Annotated in this window: 20 protein-coding genes and 2 riboswitches; of the genes, 6 read left to right on the top strand and 14 right to left on the bottom strand. The window is 61.2% G+C overall.

All coding sequences use genetic code 11. The features are described 5' to 3' along the window. Positions 1–53: 53 nt before the first annotated feature. Genes rluB through F1002_RS11990 form a run of 8 tightly spaced genes read right to left on the bottom strand, consistent with a single transcriptional unit; the run spans position 54 to position 6,080 of the window. Positions 54–1,055: a 23S rRNA pseudouridine(2605) synthase RluB gene (rluB, locus tag F1002_RS11955; protein WP_150429235.1), complete on the bottom strand. Its 1,002-nt coding sequence runs from the start codon at positions 1,053–1,055 to the stop codon at positions 54–56. Next, positions 1,055–1,588, bottom strand: coding sequence for an SMC-Scp complex subunit ScpB (scpB, locus tag F1002_RS11960; RefSeq protein WP_150429236.1), 534 nt, complete (start codon positions 1,586–1,588; stop codon positions 1,055–1,057). The genes rluB and scpB overlap by 1 nt, the downstream gene beginning before the upstream one ends. Then, complete coding sequence (locus tag F1002_RS11965; RefSeq protein WP_150429237.1) at positions 1,557–2,453, bottom strand: ScpA family protein; 897 nt, start codon at positions 2,451–2,453, stop codon at positions 1,557–1,559. The genes scpB and F1002_RS11965 overlap by 32 nt, the downstream gene beginning before the upstream one ends. A gap of 1 nt (position 2,454) precedes the next feature. After that, positions 2,455–2,745, bottom strand: a complete 291-nt coding sequence (locus F1002_RS11970; protein WP_223879563.1) for a lipid-A-disaccharide synthase N-terminal domain-containing protein — start codon at positions 2,743–2,745, stop codon at positions 2,455–2,457. Then, positions 2,745–3,947: a tryptophan--tRNA ligase gene (locus tag F1002_RS11975; protein ID WP_150429238.1), complete on the bottom strand. Its 1,203-nt coding sequence runs from the start codon at positions 3,945–3,947 to the stop codon at positions 2,745–2,747. The genes F1002_RS11970 and F1002_RS11975 overlap by 1 nt, the downstream gene beginning before the upstream one ends. 6 nt (positions 3,948–3,953) lie before the next feature. Beyond that, positions 3,954–4,604, bottom strand: coding sequence for a site-2 protease family protein (locus F1002_RS11980; protein WP_150429299.1), 651 nt, complete (start codon positions 4,602–4,604; stop codon positions 3,954–3,956). A 7-nt stretch (positions 4,605–4,611) separates the two neighbouring features. Continuing rightward, positions 4,612–5,238, bottom strand: coding sequence for an L-threonylcarbamoyladenylate synthase (locus F1002_RS11985; protein WP_150429239.1), 627 nt, complete (start codon positions 5,236–5,238; stop codon positions 4,612–4,614). A gap of 2 nt (positions 5,239–5,240) precedes the next feature. Then, positions 5,241–6,080: a 3',5'-nucleoside bisphosphate phosphatase gene (locus F1002_RS11990; RefSeq protein WP_150429240.1), complete on the bottom strand. Its 840-nt coding sequence runs from the start codon at positions 6,078–6,080 to the stop codon at positions 5,241–5,243. Between the two features lie 109 nt (positions 6,081–6,189). Then, positions 6,190–6,278, top strand: a riboswitch (glycine riboswitch). An 11-nt stretch (positions 6,279–6,289) separates the two neighbouring features. Next, positions 6,290–6,369, top strand: a riboswitch (glycine riboswitch). A gap of 77 nt (positions 6,370–6,446) precedes the next feature. Between F1002_RS11990 and gcvT the strand changes: the two genes are divergently transcribed. From gcvT to F1002_RS12010, 4 genes are read left to right on the top strand one after another with little or no spacing between them, the layout of a single operon-like run. Continuing rightward, complete coding sequence (gcvT, locus tag F1002_RS11995; protein WP_150429241.1) at positions 6,447–7,538, top strand: glycine cleavage system aminomethyltransferase GcvT; 1,092 nt, start codon at positions 6,447–6,449, stop codon at positions 7,536–7,538. Between the two features lie 37 nt (positions 7,539–7,575). Continuing rightward, positions 7,576–7,962, top strand: a complete 387-nt coding sequence (gene gcvH / locus F1002_RS12000) for a glycine cleavage system protein GcvH (RefSeq protein WP_150429242.1) — start codon at positions 7,576–7,578, stop codon at positions 7,960–7,962. 13 nt (positions 7,963–7,975) lie between these two features. Continuing rightward, on the top strand, positions 7,976–10,864 hold the full coding sequence (gcvP, locus tag F1002_RS12005; RefSeq protein ID WP_150429243.1) for an aminomethyl-transferring glycine dehydrogenase: 2,889 nt from the start codon (positions 7,976–7,978) through the stop codon (positions 10,862–10,864). Further along, on the top strand, positions 10,864–11,406 hold the full coding sequence (locus tag F1002_RS12010; RefSeq protein ID WP_150429244.1) for a DUF2946 family protein: 543 nt from the start codon (positions 10,864–10,866) through the stop codon (positions 11,404–11,406). The genes gcvP and F1002_RS12010 overlap by 1 nt, the downstream gene beginning before the upstream one ends. A 161-nt stretch (positions 11,407–11,567) precedes the next feature. On the opposite strand, the gene F1002_RS12015 is transcribed toward F1002_RS12010, so the two are convergent. From F1002_RS12015 to F1002_RS12040, 6 genes are all read right to left on the bottom strand, one after another. Then, positions 11,568–12,596 carry a DnaJ C-terminal domain-containing protein gene (locus F1002_RS12015; protein WP_150429245.1) on the bottom strand — a complete coding sequence of 343 codons (1,029 nt, stop codon included), beginning with the start codon at positions 12,594–12,596 and terminating at the stop codon, positions 11,568–11,570. A 76-nt stretch (positions 12,597–12,672) separates the two neighbouring features. Then, positions 12,673–13,209, bottom strand: a complete 537-nt coding sequence (gene rfbC / locus F1002_RS12020; protein ID WP_150429246.1) for a dTDP-4-dehydrorhamnose 3,5-epimerase — start codon at positions 13,207–13,209, stop codon at positions 12,673–12,675. Continuing rightward, entirely contained in the window at positions 13,209–14,105 is an 897-nt protein-coding gene (rfbA, locus tag F1002_RS12025; protein WP_223879564.1) for a glucose-1-phosphate thymidylyltransferase RfbA, read from the bottom strand. Before rfbA ends, rfbC begins: the two co-directional genes overlap by 1 nt. After that, positions 14,102–15,163, bottom strand: coding sequence for a dTDP-glucose 4,6-dehydratase (rfbB, locus tag F1002_RS12030; RefSeq protein ID WP_150429247.1), 1,062 nt, complete (start codon positions 15,161–15,163; stop codon positions 14,102–14,104). The genes rfbA and rfbB overlap by 4 nt, the downstream gene beginning before the upstream one ends. Positions 15,164–15,199: 36 nt before the next feature. Further along, on the bottom strand, positions 15,200–15,856 hold the full coding sequence (locus F1002_RS12035; protein ID WP_150429248.1) for a YceH family protein: 657 nt from the start codon (positions 15,854–15,856) through the stop codon (positions 15,200–15,202). Next, positions 15,853–16,539, bottom strand: coding sequence for a 3'-5' exonuclease (locus F1002_RS12040; RefSeq protein ID WP_223879565.1), 687 nt, complete (start codon positions 16,537–16,539; stop codon positions 15,853–15,855). The genes F1002_RS12035 and F1002_RS12040 overlap by 4 nt, the downstream gene beginning before the upstream one ends. Positions 16,540–16,831: 292 nt before the next feature. Here F1002_RS12040 and F1002_RS12050 point away from each other — a divergent pair, with 292 nt between their 5' ends. Both F1002_RS12050 and F1002_RS12055 read left to right on the top strand, forming a co-directional pair. Further along, entirely contained in the window at positions 16,832–17,104 is a 273-nt protein-coding gene (locus F1002_RS12050; RefSeq protein ID WP_150429250.1) for a GIY-YIG nuclease family protein, read from the top strand. A 189-nt stretch (positions 17,105–17,293) separates the two neighbouring features. After that, positions 17,294–17,857: a DUF6538 domain-containing protein gene (locus tag F1002_RS12055; RefSeq protein ID WP_150429251.1), complete on the top strand. Its 564-nt coding sequence runs from the start codon at positions 17,294–17,296 to the stop codon at positions 17,855–17,857. Positions 17,858–17,920 lie beyond the last annotated feature (63 nt).

Here is a 17,920-nt window from a genome sequence, read left to right on the forward strand (position 1 = left end):
GGGAGAAACAAACCCGTGAATTATAACGAGTTTATTCCCCCCGGTAAATCAATTTAGGTGCTTTCCGCCCCCTTTTTCGAGGCTGCGACCGTCTTCCCGAGCTCACGCATCAGTGCTTTGACCTCATCCTCGGTCAACTCGTGCGAACGACCGCGCTTCAATTGCGGCGGCAGGATGAACGGTCCGTAGCGCACACGGATGAGACGACTCACGGTACACCCCACCGCTTCGAACATGCGCCGCACTTCGCGATTGCGCCCCTCGAACAGCGACACGCGATACCACTTGTTCGCACCCTCTCCGCCGGCATCGACCAGACTGGCAAAATTGGCCGGACCATCCTCCAACTCGACCCCGGCAAGGAGCTCCTTCTGAGCCTCCATGGTCAGCTCACCCAGGACACGCACAGCGTACTCCCGCACCAGCTCGGAACTGGGGTGCATCAGCCTGTTGGCGAGTTCGCCCGAGGTTGTGAACAGCAGCAAGCCTGAGGTATTGAAGTCGAGGCGCCCGACATTGATCCAACGCCCGCCCCGCATGCGCGGCAACGCGGCGAAAACCGACGGCCGGCCGTCCGGATCGTCGCGCGAGACGATTTCGCCTTCCGGCTTGTGGTACATCAGGACGCGCGGCGGTCGCGAACTGCCGGTGAAGCGGATATTGATCAGACGACCGCCGACCTTGACCTTGTCGGTCGGCACCACGGACTGGCCAATCGTCGCGACGACGCCATTGACGCTGACCCTGCCGGCCGCGATCCACTCTTCCATCTCGCGACGGGAACCCACGCCGGCCTCGGCCAGCACCTTTTGCAGACGAACCGGCTTGGCTTCGGCCAGCGGGCGTCCATCACGGGCGACCTGGCCGCGATGGGCACGGCCGCCGGTATTGGGCGCCGGCTTGCGGCGCGGTGCCGGTTTGGCTTCGGCAGCATCAACCGGTGCGGCACCACGCTGCGAACGTGCAGCACCGCGGCGACCAGCCTCCGGCGGACGATCCGCCGCCGGATCGGAATTGGGTGAGGATTGACGGAATGGTGTGCGTTTGTTTTTCATTATTCCAGCTCCAGTGTCTGGCTGATTTGTTCAAGCGGCGGCAGTTCGCTGACGCTACGTAGCCCAAGATCATCGAGAAATTGCTTGGTCGTGGCAAACAGGGCCGGTCGCCCGGGTGTTTCGCGATGGCCCACCACGTCAATCCAGCCGCGCTCTTCGAGTGTCTTGATCACGTTGGCGTTGACCGCGACCCCGCGGATTTCTTCAATGTCGCCCCGGGTCACCGGTTGACGATAGGCGATGATGGCCAAGGTTTCCAGCACCGCCCGCGAATACTTGGGCGGACGCTCCGGATTGAGGCGCTCGATATAGGGAAGGTATTCTGCCCGCGTCCTGAAACGCCAGCCGGATGCCAGCTGGATCAATTCGACCGGCCGCTCGCCCCATTCCTCGCGCAGTTCGTCGAGCAGCTTGCGCAGCATGTCCGTCGATAGCTCCTCGTCGAACATGCGTTTCATATCATGCGGCGACATCGGCTCGCGCGCCGCGAGCAAGGCGGCTTCAAGCACCCGCTTGACCTGGCTCGGCTCCATCGCCTTCCTCCATGACAGTTTCCGGTTCGCCCGAACTGATATTGATATAGATCGGCGCAAAGGCTTCCGTCTGCGTGATGCGAATCATCTTCTCGCGCCCCAGTTCCAGCATCGCCAGAAAATGGACAACCAGCCCGGGAACACCCATCTCGGGATCGAACAGCGTCTCGAAACGGACGAACCCGCCCTGCTCCTGCAAGCTGCGCAAAATGATGCCCATGTGCTCGCGCACCGACAATTCCTCGCGGCCAATCTTGTGGTGCTTCTTCAGGCCCGCCTGGCGTACGATGGCCATCCAGGCATCCTTGAGATCGTCGACCGATACCTCGGGCAGACGGACGAGCAGCGATTTCTCGACCAACGTTTCGACCCAGAAGAATTCCCGCTCGGCCTGCGGCATCTCGTTGAGCTTCTGGCCGGCGAGCTTCATCTGCTCGTATTCCATCAGGCGACGCACCAGTTCGGCACGCGGATCCTCCGCCTCGTCACCCTCCGCCACTTTGGGGCGCGGCAACAGCATGCGCGACTTGATCTCGATGAGCAGCGCCGCCATCACCAGGTAATCGGCCGCCAGCTCCAGATTCTGCGCCCGCATCGCCTCGACATAATCGAGATATTGCCGGGTCAGCGGTGCCATCGGGATATCGAGGATGTCGATGTTGGCACGACGGATCATGTACAACAGCAGGTCGAGCGGCCCTTCGAAGGCATCGAGCATGATCGCCAGCGCATCGGGCGGGATATACAGGTCGAGCGGCAACTGTTCCATGGCCTGACCGTAAATCCGCGCCACCGGCTCGAACAACTCGCTCTGAGCGGCCGGCTCGACCTCCAGCACATCCACCACGTCTCCGGCAACCGTCATCTCAGGAGGCCGCTGCGCGGCCCTTCCCCTTGTAATGCAGATGCAGATTGCGGAAATAGATCACCAGACCCAGCGCCTGCCCGAAGGTGAACACCGGGTCGTTGCGATGGATGGCATAGACCGTCAACACCAGCCCGCCGGCGATGCTGAAATACCAGAACGCGACCGGCACCACGACCTGCTTGGCCTTTTCGCTCGACCACCACTGGACGACGAAGCGCATCATGAACAGCCCCTGGCCGCCAAAACCGATGGCGATCCAGATCAGGCTTTCCCAATCCATGCCGAACATCAGTGGTACTCGAGCCCCATGGCTTCGCGCACGTCACGCATGGTCTCGCGCGCCAGCTCTCTCGCCTTGTCGCAGCCATCGGCAATGATGTTCTTGACCAGAGTCGGATCGTCCAGATACATCTGGGCACGTTCGCGCATCGGAATCTGCTCCTTCAGGATGCCGTCGATCACCGGTTGCTTGCATTCGATACAGCCGATGCCCGCCGTCTTGCAACCTTGCTGCACCCACTCCTTGGTGCTGTCGTCGGAATAAACCTGGTGCAGTTGCCACACCGGACAACGCGCCGGATCGCCCGGATCGGTGCGGCGGACGCGATTGGTATCGGTCGGCATGCTCTTCACCTTCTTGGCAACCGACTCCTCCGATTCGCGCATGGTGATGGTGTTGTGGTACGACTTGGACATCTTCTGCCCGTCGAGACCCGGCATCTTCGATTCGGGTGTCAGCAGATAACCCGGCTCGACCAGGATCATCTTGCCGGAACCTTCCAGATAGCCAAACAGGCGCTCGCGATCCAGCGCCGACAGATGCTGGACTTCGTTCAGCAGCGCCTTGCCCTGCTCCAGCGCTTCCTTGTCGCCATTCTGGACAAAGCCGGTGCGCAGTTCCTCGTACAGACGCGCCTTCTTGCTGCCCAACTTTTTGACTGCCTCACGGGCCTTGTCCTCAAAACCCGGCTCACGGCCATACATATGGTTGAAGCGGCGCGCCAGTTCGCGGGTGAATTCGACGTGGGGAATCTGGTCTTCGCCGACCGGGACTTTGTCGGCGCGGTAGATCAGGATGTCGGCGCTCATCAGCAGCGGGTAACCGAGGAAACCGTAGGTGGTCAGATCCTTGCCGGCCAGCTTCTCCTGTTGATCCTTGTAGGTCGGCACGCGCTCCAGCCAGCCGAGCGGGGTCATCATCGACATCAGTAGGTGCAGTTCGGCATGCTCCGGAACCTTGGACTGGATGAACAGCGTGGCTTGGTTGGGATCGACGCCGGCCGCCAGCCAGTCGATGACCATATCCATCGACGATTTTTCGATACCCAGCGGGTTGTCGTATTGCGTCGTCAGAGCGTGCCAGTCGGCCACGAAGAACAGACAGGGATATTCATGCTGGAGCTTGACCCAGTTCTTGAGAACCCCGTGATAGTGACCGAGATGCAGGGCGCCGGTCGGGCGCATGCCGGAGAGAACACGTTCAGCGTACATAAGCGATTAATAGAGACCAAAGATGAATTCGATGACCCGGGCCGAGGTGATCACCAGCGGGTTCATGATGGCACCGAGAATACCGGTGAACAGCAGGAGCAGCAAAATGGGGAAGCCCCAGCGTTCGAGCTGGGCAAACTTCCAGGCAAGTGAATGCGGCAGCAGGCTGACCGCGATCCGGCCACCGTCGAGCGGCGGCAACGGCAGCAGGTTCAGGACCATCAGCACACAATTGACCATGATGCCGATCTTGCTCATTTCCGACAGCGGCAGGGTAAATTCCGTGGAGGGCATCAACCAGGCGAGTTTGAGCATGAAGGCCCAGCACAGCGCCATGAACAGATTGGCGCCCGGCCCGGCAGCGGCCACCCAGAACATGTCCTTCTTGGGGTGCTGCAGACGGCTGAAATCGACCGGAACCGGCTTGGCGTAGCCGAACAGGAAGGACCCGCCGGAAAACAGCAGGATGGCGATCGGGATGATGATGGTGCCGACCAGGTCGATATGGCGCAGCGGATTCAGGCTGATGCGCCCCATCTGCCAGGCCGTCGGGTCGCCAAAGTGGCGAGCGGCATAGCCGTGCGCCGCCTCGTGCAGGGTGATCGCGAAGATCACCGGCAAGGCCGAGATGGCGAGCGTCTGGATCAGGCTTTCCAGCATGGGTTCAGTCGAGCCCGAAAGGTGCAAGCGAACCGCGCCCGACGCGAATCACTTCGGGCGCCGAACCGGTCAGGTCAATGACCGTCGTCGGTTCCGTACCGCAAGGGCCGCCATCGAGGATCAATTCCAGCTGGTCTTCCAGCCTGTCCTGGATTTCCCAGCCTTCGGTGAGCGAAAACTCGTCGCCCGGCAATTGCAGCGTCGTCGTCAGCAGCGGCTCGCCCAACTCTTCGAGCAAGGCCAGTGCGACAGGATGGTCGGGAATGCGCAAGCCGATTGTCTTCCGTTTCGGGTGCATGACCCGGCGCGGCAACTCCTTGCTGCCTTCAAGGATGAAGGTGTAGCTGCCGGGCGTCGCCGCCTTGAGCAGGCGGTATTGGCTGTTGTCGACACGGGCGTAGGTGGCGATTTCAGACAGGTCGCGCACCATCAATGTCAGGTGGTGGCGATCGTCGATGCCGCGAATCAGGCGGATGCGATCCAGCGCGTCCTTGTCGCCCAGATGACAACCGAGCGCATAGCAGGAGTCGGTGGGCAGCGCGACAATGGCGCCTTCGCGAATGAACTGCGCAGCTTGCACCAGCAGTCGTTGCTGCGGCGAATCGGGATGGATATTGACAACGCGTGCCATGCTCAGACCACCAGACGCCAGATCGGCTTCAAATCTTCGGGCAACGGCGGCAGCTTGCCGAGATCGACATAGCTCTCCTCCGGCCCATGAAAATCGGAACCGCGCGATGCATGGAACGCGTAGTGCCGTGCCAGACGGGCAAAATGCATGACATGGTCCGGGGAATGACTGCCGCAGGTCACCTCGATGCCGCACCCGCCTGCATCCTTGAAATCATCCAGGAAGCGGCGCATTTCGGCACCGGACATCTTGTAGCGGCCGGGATGCGCGACGACCGCCGCGCCGCCGGCGCCGTTGATCCAGCGGACGGCGTTCTCCAGCGTCACCCACTGGTGATCGACATAGCCGGGCTTGCCCGGCGTCAAATAGTGCTGAAACACGCCCGGCACGTCGCGGGCGATACCGATCGACACCAGATAACGGGCAAAGTGGGCGCGCGAAATCAGGCTCGGGTTGGTCACAAAGCACAGGGCGCCTTCGTAGACGCCGGGAATGCCGATGGCCGCGAGCGCGTCGCCCATGCGCCGTGCGCGTTCGACCCGCCCCTGCCGCAGGTCGCGCAAGCCATTGACCAGTTCCGCGTTGGCCGCATCGAAACCCAGTCCGACAATATGGATCGGGGTACCGCGCCATTCGATGGAAATTTCGACGCCATTGACGAAACGCATGCCGACTTCCTCGGCGGTAGCCCTGGCCTCGACCAGACCGCCGATATCGTCATGGTCGGTCAGTGCCCACAGGTCGACACCATTGGCCGCCGCACGCCGGGCAACCACCTGGGGCGGCAGCAAACCGTCGGAGACGATGGAATGACAGTGGAAATCGAAATTGGCAGGTGTCACGGGCAAGCGTTTGAAAGCAAACGACGAGTTTATCACGAAGGCGGCACCGCCCGGCTTTCCTTGTGCGGCGCAGCATATTGATCAGACTGCCGCATCCCGTTATAGTGCCTCCCGTTCCGTGGGAGAGCGCAGATCCGTCTGCCGCCGAAGGCGCAATTTCACCCGAAAACGCTCAGGCAAAAGGACCACGAAACCGAGATGGCTTGCCATTTCGAAACTCTGGAGAGCGGCGTCAACAGCGCCCACCGATGGGGCAAATCTCTCAGGTATCGAGGACAGAGGGGTGAAACGCAAGACGCGAGTTTTACGTTTCACCCCTTTTCCGTTTCTAGAACTGACGTCATAACACGTCTGTAAAGGATTGATATGCTGAAGAAAACGGTTTTGAATGCTGCCCACCGTGTGCTCAATGCACGGATGGTCGATTTCGGTGGCTGGGACATGCCGGTCAACTACGGCTCCCAGATCGAGGAACACCACGCCGTACGCAATGATTCCGGCATGTTCGACGTGTCGCATATGTGCCCGGTCGATGTCGTCGGCGCCGATTGCCGCCCCTTCCTCTCCCGCCTGCTCGCCAACGATGTCGCCAAGCTCACCGTTTCCGGCAAGGCGCTCTACTCCGCCATGCTCAACGAGGCCGGCGGCGTCATCGACGACCTGATCATCTACTTCCTGACCGACACCCGCTTCCGCATCGTGGTCAACGCCGGCACCGCCGACAAGGATCTGGCCTGGATGCAGGCCAAGGCCGCCGAGTGGAAGATGGACGTCACCCTCACCCAGCGCCGCGATGGCGATAACGCCCTCGGCATCATCGCCGTGCAGGGCCCGAACGCCCGCGCCAAGGTCTGGTCGGTTCTGCCGCAGGCCAAGGCCGCGACCGAAGGCCTGAAGGCCTTCTTCGCCGCTGAAGTCGAGCAGTATTTCATCGCCAGCACCGGCTACACCGGTGAAGACGGCTACGAAATCATGCTGCCGGCCGGCGAAGCCGAAAACCTGTGGAACCGCCTGAAGGATGCCGGCGTCGCCCCCTGCGGCCTCGGTGCCCGTGACACGCTGCGCCTCGAAGCCGGCATGAACCTCTACGGCCAGGACATGGACGAAACCGTGTCGCCGCTCGACGCCGGCCTGGCCTGGACCGTCGCCATGAAGGACGAGCGCGATTTCGTCGGCCGTGCCGCCTTGGCCGCCAACGGCCAGCAGAAGCAGTTCCTCGGCCTGATCCTGCTCGACAAGGGCGTGCTGCGCGGCCACCAGAAGGTCGTCACCGCTCAGGGCGACGGCGAAATCACCTCCGGTTCCTTCTCGCCGACGCTGCAACAATCCATCGCACTGGCTCGCCTGCCCATGGGCGTGGCCATCGGCGACGAAGTTCAAGTCGATATCCGCGGCAAGCTGCTCAAGGCCAAGGTCACCAAACCCGTATTCGCCCGCAACGGCAAAGCAGTCATCTAATCTCTTTTCAATAAATTCGCCCATTCAGGAGAAAACCATGTCGAACGTTCCCGCCAATCTCAAGTACGCCGCCTCCCACGAATGGATGCTGCTCAACGCTGACGGCACCGTCACCGTCGGCATTACCGACCACGCCCAGGAAGCCCTCGGCGACCTCGTCTTCGTCGAACTGCCGGAAGCCGGCGCCCATTACGACGCCGAGAAGGAAATCGCCGTCGTTGAGTCGGTCAAGGCCGCTGCCGACGTCTATGCCCCGATCGCCGGCACCGTCACCGAAGTAAACCAGGCTGCCGCCGACGCACCGGAATCGGTCAATGCCGACGCCTACACCGCCTGGCTGTTCAAGATGACGCCGGACAACGTCGCCGATCTCGACAAGATGCTCGACGCCGCTGCTTACCAGGCCGTCGCCGACGCTGCCTAAGCAAGGACTGCCCATGCCGCTCAATCAACCGCTCTCCGAACTGGAACAGCACGACGAGTTCATCGGCCGCCACATCGGCCCGTGCGCTGCCGAAATGACCGCCATGCTGGCCACCATCGGTGCCGACAGCCTGGAACAGCTGATCGACCAGACCGTCCCGGCCGCCATCCGCCTGCCGGCCGACCTGCCGCTGCCGGCACCGCGCCGTGAACACGAAGCACTGGCCGACCTCAAGGCCATGGCCAGCAAGAACGTGGTCAACAAGTCCTGCATCGGCATGGGCTATTACGACACGCTGACGCCCAAGGTCATCCTGCGCAACGTCATGGAAAACCCGGGCTGGTACACCGCCTACACGCCCTACCAGGCCGAGATCGCCCAGGGTCGACTGGAAGCGCTGATGAACTTCCAGCAGATGGTCGTCGACCTGACCGGTCTGGAAATCGCCAACGCCTCGCTGCTCGACGAAGCTACCGCTGCCGCCGAGGCCATGACCATGGCGCGCCGCGTTTCGAAATCCAAGTCCAACCGCTTCCTGGTCGATGCCGCCTGTTTCCCGCAGTCCATCGACGTCGTCAAGACCCGCGCCGCCTACTTCGGCTTCGAACTGGTCATCGCCAACCTCGATGCCGCCAGGGATGAGGAATTTTTCGGCGCCCTGCTCCAGTATCCGAATGACAACGGCGAAGTCCGCGACCTGACCGACGTCATCGGCAACCTGAAGGCCAAGGGCGCGACAGTGGCCGTCGCCACCGACCTGATGGCCCTGGTCCTGCTCAAGTCGCCGGGTGCCATGGGCGCCGACATTGCGCTCGGCTCCAGCCAGCGCTTCGGCATCCCGATGGGCTTCGGCGGCCCGCACGCCGCCTTCTTCGCCACCCGCGAAGCCTTCGTCCGCTCGATGCCGGGCCGCATCATCGGCGTTTCCAAGGACGCCCGCGGCAACACCGCCTACCGGATGACGCTGCAGACCCGCGAGCAACATATCCGCCGCGAGAAGGCCAATTCCAACATCTGCACCTCGCAAGTGCTCTTGGCCAACATGGCCGGCATGTATGCCGTCTATCACGGTTCCGAAGGCCTGCGCCTGATCGCCGGCCGCATCCACCGCCTGACCGCTATCCTGGCTGAAGGCCTCAAACGGGCCGGTGTCAACCTGCTGACCAAGCAGTTCTACGACACCGTGCACTTCGACCTCGGCGCCCGCGCCGAAGCGGTCTACAACGACGCCCTGGCTGCCGGTTACAACCTGCGCCGCGTTTCGGCCGGCGTGCTCGGCATCTCCTTCGACGAAACGACGACCCGCGACGACGTGGCTACCTTGTTCAAGCTGATCGCCCAGGTCACGCTCGACATGGAAGTCATCGACGCCCAGGTGGCCGCCGACTCCGCACTGCCGGCAGCGCTGATCCGCTCCGACGCCGTGCTGCAGCACCCGGTGTTCAACACGCACCATACCGAGCACGAAATGCTGCGCTACCTGAAGTCGCTGCAGAACAAGGATCTGGCACTCGACCACTCAATGATCTCGCTCGGCTCTTGCACCATGAAGCTGAATGCGACCAGCGAGATGATCCCGGTCACCTGGCCGGAATTCGGCGGCTTGCACCCCTTCGCCCCGCGCGACCAGGCCGTTGGCTACCTCGAAATGATCGCTAGCCTGACCGAGTGGCTGAAGACCGTCACCGGCTTCGACGCCATCTGCATGCAGCCGAACTCCGGTGCGCAGGGCGAATACGCCGGCCTTGTTGCTATCGACCGCTACCACGCCAGTCGTGGCGAGGCGCATCGTAACGTCTGCCTAATTCCCAAGTCGGCTCACGGCACCAACCCGGCCACCGCCCAGATGGCCAACATGAAGGTGGTGGTCGTCGACTGTGACGAAAACGGCAACGTGGATGTCGCCGACCTCAAGGCCAAGGCTGAGGAACACAAGGACGACCTGGCCTGCCTGATGATCACCTACCCGTCGACGCACGGCGTGTTCGAGGAAGCAGTTCGCGAGATCTGCGCCATCGTCCATGCCAACGGCGGCCAGGTGTACATGGACGGCGCCAACCTCAACGCCCAGGTCGGCCTGACCTCGCCCGGCTTCATCGGCGCGGACGTCAGCCACATGAACCTGCACAAGACCTTCGCCATCCCGCACGGCGGCGGCGGACCGGGCATGGGCCCGATCGGCCTCAAGGCGCATCTGGCACCGTTCATGGCCGACCACGTGATCCAGCCGACCGGCGATGCCAACCGCGTCAACGCCGGCCAGGGCGCTGTTTCCGCTGCCCCGTTCGGCTCGGCCTCGATCCTGACCATCTCCTGGATGTACCTGGCGATGCTCGGCGGCACCGGCGTCAAGAAGGCAACCCAGGTCGCCATCCTCAACGCCAACTACGTCGCCAAGCAGCTGAATGCGCACTACCCGGTGCTCTACGTCGGCAAGAACGGTCGCGTCGCGCACGAGTGCATTCTCGACATCCGCCCGATCAAGGCTGCCACCGGCATCGCCGAGATCGACATCGCCAAGCGCCTGATGGACTACGGCTTCCACGCACCGACGGTGTCCTTCCCGGTCGCCGGCACGATCATGGTCGAACCGACGGAATCCGAATCGAAGGCCGAGCTCGACCGCTTCATTGCGGCGATGATCAGCATTCGCGAGGAAATCCGCCAGATCGAGAACGGCGTCTGGTCGGCCGACAACAATCCGCTGAAGAACGCCCCGCATTCTCAGGCGGACGTCATTGATGGCGAATGGGCGCATCCGTACAGCCGTCAGCAAGCCGTCTTCCCGCTTTCCTGGGTGGCGGCCAACAAGTTCTGGCCGAGCGTCAATCGCATCGACGATGTGTACGGCGACCGCAACCTGAACTGCGCCTGCCCGCCGATGGAAGCCTACGCGAGCTGATGACTGTCGATCTCTCTGCCATCGCCAGGTGGCCCAACGTTCCCGCCTGCTACGACTGGTTGTCGCTCGACAGGCGGGGCGACTGGCGATTGCAGGGAGAGCGCATCACGCACCGCGGCCTGATCGATTTCATCAACCGCCAGTACGGGGTTGATGAATCGGGTAACTGGTTTCTGCAGAACGGGCCGCAACGGGTCTATGTCAATCTGGCCTACACGCCGTGGGTTTTCCGCAGCGACACCGGCGGGCTGATCAGCCACACTGGAGAAACAACCGGAGAAGCGCTTGCCGCCTTGCTCGACGAGCACGGCAACGTCCTCCTCGACACACCGCTCGGCATCGGCCTGCTCGACGACCGTGACCTGGCCGGCTTTCTGTCAGCCTGCCGCGACCGGGACGGGAACCCCGCCGACGAGAATCTCCTTGCCGACCTGATGCAGGGCAAGGAAGGAAGGGTGTTCTGGAAGGGTATTCTCATCCAGCCCGTCCGCTCTGACAGCGTAGCAGCGCGCTACACTTTCAATCCCGACCCAAAACCCTGAAGCTCCCCCAAGGCAGGTTCTGCCGGGGAGTGCGGCGCGCGCCGGACCGGCTTGACGCCGGCATGGACGACTTGATCGTCCTGATCGGCGCGAACGCCGGATACCCATGCCACACCGATCATTTTTCGGCTCTGGCCGGCAAAAGGCAAGGCGAGCAACCGTCAGTTCCGGCCCTGTGTCTGTTGCCAGGCGTGGATTTCCGGCAGGGAATTTTCGGCATCCTCGTACAGCGCGGCATCGGCCTGCAAGAGCAATTTGCGCTGCCTGGCACTTAATTTCCGGGGGAAAATCGGTATCAGTTCGACCACCAGATCGCCCGCCTTGTGTTTGCCCCGGCCGGGATAGCCCTTGCCGGAAATCCGCACCAGGCGAGATTCCGGGGAACCGGCCGCCAGCGAATAATCGAAAAGCCCCGTCAAGGACGGCAGCTCGATGGCGGCCCCAGCCATCATGGCCACAGCGCTGACCGGCATCGAGAATTGCAGGTCGCGGCCATCCAGCCGATACAACGGGTGAGATCGGATGACGAGCGTCAGGTAGAGATCGCCCGCTTGTCGCAACTCGTCGCCCGGCTCGCCCTGCCCGGCCAGCCGCAACTCGTCGCCCGGCAACATCCCCGGCGGGATGGTCATTTCGAGGCTGACATCGTCGGCATCGCGACCGCTGCCGTCGCACGCAGGGCAAATCCGCTCGGTGAACAGGCCGCGCCCGTTGCAATCGCCACAGCGCACCAGAACCCGGTCGGCGTCGTGAACGCGTCCGCTGCCATGGCAGGCGTCGCAAAACCGCGTTCTGGACATGCCGGCCTCCCCGCTGCCATCGCAGGTCCCGCAAGGCTTGCCGCGTGAATAATGCACCGGCTTCCGGCAGCCTGTAGCCGCCTCCTCGAGACTGAGCTCGATATTCAGCCGAATGTCCGCCGCCCGGAGAATCGGCTGCTCCGGTTCCCCGGCGGCTTCTTCATGCTCCCTTGAATCCTCGTCGACAATCTCCGGATCATCGGCCGTCATCAATTGCTCGTAGGCTGCGCTGATTTCCTTGAAGCGGTCGGTTGCGGCAGGATCGGCATTGCGGTCCGGATGCCAGCGCATGGCCAACCGGCGATAGGCGCGTTTCCAGTCATCGGGACCGGAATCCCGCGCAACGCCGAGCACATCGAAAGGATCGACTTCCATTGCCGACAGGCTCACACAGGAATCCTGCAAGAGACATGACAAGCAACGGACAGGCGACGTTTCACGAAGAGTTCAACCACGCTCGGCCAACTCATTCCACGTCCCGAAACGCGATCCCCTGCCGATCCTTGGCCGACAGCCGCGGGAGCCCTTCAAGCGGCCATGCAATGGCCAGATCGCTATCGTCCCAGGCGATACAGCGCTCATGTTCGGGGGCATAGAACGCGGTCGTCTTGTATAAAAACTCGGCAGCATCCGACAACACCAGAAATCCGTGGGCAAGCCCGGGGGGAACCCATATCTGCCGCTTATTTTCGGCGGAAAGCCGCTGCCCGACCCATTGGCCGTAAGTGACCGAGCCTTTGCGAATATCGACCACGACATCAAAGACCTCGCCTTGTACAACGCGAACCAGTTTGCCTTGCGGCTGCTCGACCTGATAGTGAAGGCCGCGCAAGACGTGGCGAACCGAACGCGAATGGTTATCCTGCACAAAATGCGCCCTGACGCCCGTCGCCTCAAAAAAAGACTTCTCGTTGTAGCTCTCGAAGAAAAAACCACGCTCATCGCCGAAGACTTTCGGCTCCAGCAACAAGACATCGGGGATGGCTGTCGGGACTGCGCGCATCAGAAGACACGCTCCTGAAGAAGCGACAGCAGATATTGGCCGTAGGGATTCTTGAGCATCGGTTGCGCCAGCGCTTCCAGTTGCCCTGCGTCGATCCACCCCTTGCGATAGGCGATTTCTTCCGGGCAAGCCACCTTCAAGCCCTGCCGCTTCTCGATGGTCGCGATGAATTGCCCTGCTTCCAGCAAGCTCTCGTGCGTTCCGGTATCCAGCCAGGCATGGCCGCGCCCCATGACCTGAACCGTCAACTGCCGACGCTCCAGATAGGCCCGATTGACATCGGTGATCTCGAGTTCGCCACGTGCAGAAGGCTTCAGGTCACGCGCGATGTCGAGTACCTGGTTATCGTAAAAATAAAGCCCGGTGATCGCATAGTTCGATTTCGGATTCCGTGGTTTCTCTTCCAAACTGAGCGCCTGGCCTGCCTTGTCGAATGCCACGACGCCATAGCGCTCCGGATCCTGCACGTGATAGGCGAAGACCGTTGCGCCAGCCCGTTGGGCACTGGCTGCCTCGAGATCGTGGGCAAACTCGTGACCGTAAAAAATATTGTCGCCGAGAACCAGCGCGCAATCGTCACGGCCAACAAAATCCCGACCAATGACGAATGCCTGAGCGATGCCATCGGGGGATGCCTGAACGGCATACGTCAGGTTCAGGCCCCAGCGGCTTCCATCGCCGAGCAATTGCTCAAAACGAGGTACGTCCTGCGGGGTCGAAATGACCAGGATATCCCGTATCCCCGCCAGCATCAGCGTACTCAGCGGGTAATAGATCATCGGCTTGTCGTGAATCGGCAGCAATTGCTTGGAAACTGCCAAGGTCACCGGATACAGACGGGTACCGGAGCCACCGGCCAGGATGATGCCTTTGCGCATGCTATTCCTTTCGCTCATGAAGCGTATTGCCGAACGATCCAGTCGCGATAGGCGCCGCTGGTCACGTTGGCGACCCATTCCCGGTGCGCGAGATACCACTGCACCGTCTGGCGTATCCCGCTCGCGAAAGTTTCCTGTGGCTGCCAGCCCAGTTCACGCTCGATCTTGCCGGCATCGATGGCATACCGTCGGTCGTGTCCCGGACGGTCGGCCACATAGGTAATCAGGGAGGCATATGACTCGCCATCCCGACGCGGACTCAATTCATCGAGCAGTTCGCACACCGTGCTCACGACATCGAGATTGGTCTGCTCGCTCCTGCCGCCGACATTATAGGTTTCGCCAACCGCACCCGCCTCGAGCACCCGGCGAATGGCGCTGCAGTGGTCCTTGACGTAGAGCCAGTCCCGAATCTGCAACCCGTCGCCATAGACAGGCAAGGCCTTGCCTGCCAAGGCGTTGTGAATGACCAGCGGAATGAGCTTCTCCGGAAACTGGAAAGGCCCGTAATTGTTCGAGCAATTGGTCGTCAATACCGGAACGCCATAGGTCTGGCGATAGGCTCTGACCAGATGGTCGCTGGCCGCCTTGCTCGCCGAATACGGACTGTTCGGCTCGTAGCGTGTGTCTTCCCGGAACGCTGGCGCATCCGCCGCGAGCGAACCATAAACCTCGTCCGTCGAAATATGCAGGAAGCGGAAAGTCTCGCGCTCCTGTTTCGGCAGTCCGCTCCAATACGCCCTGACTGCTTCCAGAAGCCTGAACGTACCGACAATATTGGTCTGAATGAAATCATCCGGCCCCTGGATACTGCGGTCGACATGGGACTCCGCCGCAAAATTCACAACGGCCCAAGGCTGATGCTCCGTCAGCAAACGACTGATCAGAGCCGTATCCCCGATATCGCCATGCACAAAAACATGGCGCCCGTCCCCGTCCAGCGCAGCGAGGTTTTCCAGATTTCCCGCATAGGTCAGCTTGTCCACATTGATGACCCGCTCGTCACGGTCAGCCAACCAGTCGAGAACGAAATTGCTGCCAATGAATCCGGCTCCGCCGGTTACCAGGATACTCATGTCGCTAGCCAATACAGGGATTGGGGGAATTATCGTTCAGCCATGCCACTGCTGCCCAGCCCCCTCACGGATCAGCCGGCGAAGCTCCGCCACCTCAGCCTCCAGCGCGGCAACGCGAGCGCACAACGCGTCCATCTCTTCAACCGATCCGACAACGGCAGAGCTAGCCGCCGGAACGGCTTCGAGACTCGCCTGCCCGCTGAGCAAATGCATCCAGCGACTCTCGCGCGCTCCGGGCAAGCGAGGCAGCAGAACAACCAGCGGACCTTCGGTCCGGGATGCCAACTCTTCCAGAAAGGCTTCGACGGACGATATGTCCGCGAAACGATGCAGGCGATCGCAATTCAGCCTCAGTTCGCCCGCCGTCTGCGGACCGCGGAGCATCAGTACGGCAAGCAAGGCAGAAGCCTGTGAGGGCACGCCAAGCGCCTTTTCCAGCAGATGCTCGAAGCGACTGACCCGGCCGCCGCTCACTTCACGCACCAGACCCTGGTCTTTCAAGGCATCCAGGGCCACGAGCATTTCCGCCTCGCCCGCTTCGATCACCGGATTTCGGCTGGTTTTCTGGTTGCAACCGGACTGCAGGGCATTCAGCGAAAGCGGATAGGTATCGGGTACCGTGCGCTGCTTTTCCAGCAGCGTTCCGAGAATGCGGGTTTCAAGCAGCGAAAGTTCGGGCAGCGAGTCGATCATGAGTGGTCCTGAGCATTGGCGGAATGCATTGAGATGGCGCCCTTGCGTGACGCGTCGAGCAACCAGGCATGGTAAACCTTCAAGGCCACATGGGCATCATTGGCGGCATACAACATCTGGCGCTCGTCCAGATGCCGGCTGGCCCAGTTGCTGGTTCCGATTTTTTTCGACTTGAGCAGTATCTCTCCGAAATAGTGGGCCACCGCAACCTTGGCGCCTACCGTTCCACGATGCCCCGGGCCGCGCAGTATCTCGCCCAGATCGAGCAGGTTGTTCAATTCGATACCCATGCGTGACTTCAAGGCGCTGCGATCGTTACCCAAGCCGAAGCCGGCCTTGATGACATCCCGGCTTTCCAGCACGTCCTTCAAGACAGCATGCGTTGCCTCGCACCCCACCGGAAAGAGATAGACCTGCCGCTCGACGGCCAGCTGTACCAGATGCGGGCCGGTCGATATCTCGCCCTTGCGAAAGGTGGGCTTGGACTCCGTATCGAAACCGACGACCGCTTCCGCGAGCAGGATAGCGCGCACGGATCGCGCTTTGTCCGGATTATCGACCACGGTGATTTCGCCCATCGAGACACCGCGATAAAGCGGCAGTTCACTGTCGGCAACTTGACGACGACTGAATATCACATCGCTCATCGCATCGCTTTCCGGCGACGAGCGTTCGACGCCCACAAATCCATCGCGGTATCCTTCGCACTTTCAAACAGCCGCCAGTGTATGGGATCACGCCGCCAGCCCGGAATTTTTGCTCGACTTTTTGCTCGTCTATTCCACAAACCGGAAGCGCCCGGCGAATATGATCGCGCTCGAAGCTTGATCGCGGCGATTGACCGAGGGGGAATTCCCCTTAACGTTGCCCGAATCAATGCCATCGCCCGCGACCTCGGCCTGGAGATTTCGACGCGGGCGCAACCCGACGAGACCATCCGGCGTATTCGTGCCGCCCTGGCCCGAGCACCGAAGCATGACTAGCAAGACCTGGTTTCTCTACATCATCGAATGCACGGATGGCAGTCTTTACACGGGTATCACCGTCGACGTCGAGGCACGCTACGCAGCCCACTGCAACGGCACCGGCGCACGCTACACCCGCTCGCACCCACCGGCCCGCCTGGTCGGCTTCGAAACCCACCCTGACCGCTCCTCGGCCTCCAAGGCGGAATATCGGATCAAACGCCTGAGCTCCGTCGAAAAACGTCGCTACGCTGCGCTGCTGGCAACAAAGCAGAAACCCTGAAAACAAAAAAGCGCCCCGAAGGACGCTTGTTTTCAGTTGCAGCACTGGCGGAGACGGAGGGAGATTCCGCATGTCGTAGACAATCCAATATTTTCATTAAAAACCAATAGCTTAAATGATAAACTAGTGGTAAATACATGTGGTAACTCGATGTGGCAACATGCAATCTCCGCCACAAGAAAAGCCACCATGTTGAAGAACATCGAACGCAGAGGAAATACTTGGTACGCCACCCTTCATGTCCCCCTCGATGTTCGGCACATCATCGGCAAGTCCAAGTTTTTCGAGTCACTAAAAACAACTGACAAGCGCATTGCGGAGACACGCGCTGCCCCCATTGTTGCCAACTGGAAAGCCAAGATTGCCGCTGCCCGTGGCACTAGCGACCCATTTCTTGAAGAAGCCTTGCGGTTACGCACGATCATCGAGAAGGCAACCACCGACGCAGAACCTGGCCAGCACTCTCAGCGAGACATCGAGTTAGAAGCGGTTAGAGAGATTGCCGCTCAGGTAGCCAAGGACAATGATGAGCTAGACCTCTTCCGTGCGATTGCCACAGGTAAAGAAACCCTTCTTTCCAGCTACTACGACGAATGGGCCGGGCACCTCACTCAGGCGCCCAAGACAATCGACCAGATGAAGAAGGATGTCACTCTGTTGGTCGAACACTTCAGGACAATCGAGCGCATCCACAGAGCTTCCGTTATTGAATGGATTCGGGAGTTGATGGCTGGCACCCCTGAGAGGCTGTGAAAAATCGGCGGCCACGGATATGTCTTTGGTATAATCAGGTCTTAATGCAAGGGCTGGATTTGC

The organism is Dechloromonas sp. CZR5 (assembly GCF_008711155.1).
GTDB lineage: Bacteria > Pseudomonadota > Gammaproteobacteria > Burkholderiales > Rhodocyclaceae > Azonexus.

Excerpts from the sequence above, each read along its gene's own strand:
- rluB (WP_150429235.1), bottom strand. The coding sequence starts at position 1,055 with ATGAAAAACAAACGCACACCATTCCGTCAATCCTCACCCAATTCCGAT.
- scpB (WP_150429236.1), bottom strand. The coding sequence starts at position 1,588 with ATGGAGCCGAGCCAGGTCAAGCGGGTGCTTGAAGCCGCCTTGCTCGCG.
- F1002_RS11965 (WP_150429237.1), bottom strand. The coding sequence starts at position 2,453 with ATGACGGTTGCCGGAGACGTGGTGGATGTGCTGGAGGTCGAGCCGGCC.
- F1002_RS11970 (WP_223879563.1), bottom strand. The coding sequence starts at position 2,745 with ATGTTCGGCATGGATTGGGAAAGCCTGATCTGGATCGCCATCGGTTTT.
- F1002_RS11975 (WP_150429238.1), bottom strand. The coding sequence starts at position 3,947 with ATGTACGCTGAACGTGTTCTCTCCGGCATGCGCCCGACCGGCGCCCTG.
- F1002_RS11985 (WP_150429239.1), bottom strand. The coding sequence starts at position 5,238 with ATGGCACGCGTTGTCAATATCCATCCCGATTCGCCGCAGCAACGACTG.
- gcvT (WP_150429241.1), top strand. The coding sequence starts at position 6,447 with ATGCTGAAGAAAACGGTTTTGAATGCTGCCCACCGTGTGCTCAATGCA.
- gcvH (WP_150429242.1), top strand. The coding sequence starts at position 7,576 with ATGTCGAACGTTCCCGCCAATCTCAAGTACGCCGCCTCCCACGAATGG.
- gcvP (WP_150429243.1), top strand. The coding sequence starts at position 7,976 with ATGCCGCTCAATCAACCGCTCTCCGAACTGGAACAGCACGACGAGTTC.
- F1002_RS12010 (WP_150429244.1), top strand. The coding sequence starts at position 10,864 with ATGACTGTCGATCTCTCTGCCATCGCCAGGTGGCCCAACGTTCCCGCC.
- rfbC (WP_150429246.1), bottom strand. The coding sequence starts at position 13,209 with ATGCGCGCAGTCCCGACAGCCATCCCCGATGTCTTGTTGCTGGAGCCG.
- rfbA (WP_223879564.1), bottom strand. The coding sequence starts at position 14,105 with ATGAGCGAAAGGAATAGCATGCGCAAAGGCATCATCCTGGCCGGTGGC.
- rfbB (WP_150429247.1), bottom strand. The coding sequence starts at position 15,163 with ATGAGTATCCTGGTAACCGGCGGAGCCGGATTCATTGGCAGCAATTTC.
- F1002_RS12035 (WP_150429248.1), bottom strand. The coding sequence starts at position 15,856 with ATGATCGACTCGCTGCCCGAACTTTCGCTGCTTGAAACCCGCATTCTC.
- F1002_RS12050 (WP_150429250.1), top strand. The coding sequence starts at position 16,832 with ATGACTAGCAAGACCTGGTTTCTCTACATCATCGAATGCACGGATGGC.
- F1002_RS12055 (WP_150429251.1), top strand. The coding sequence starts at position 17,294 with ATGTTGAAGAACATCGAACGCAGAGGAAATACTTGGTACGCCACCCTT.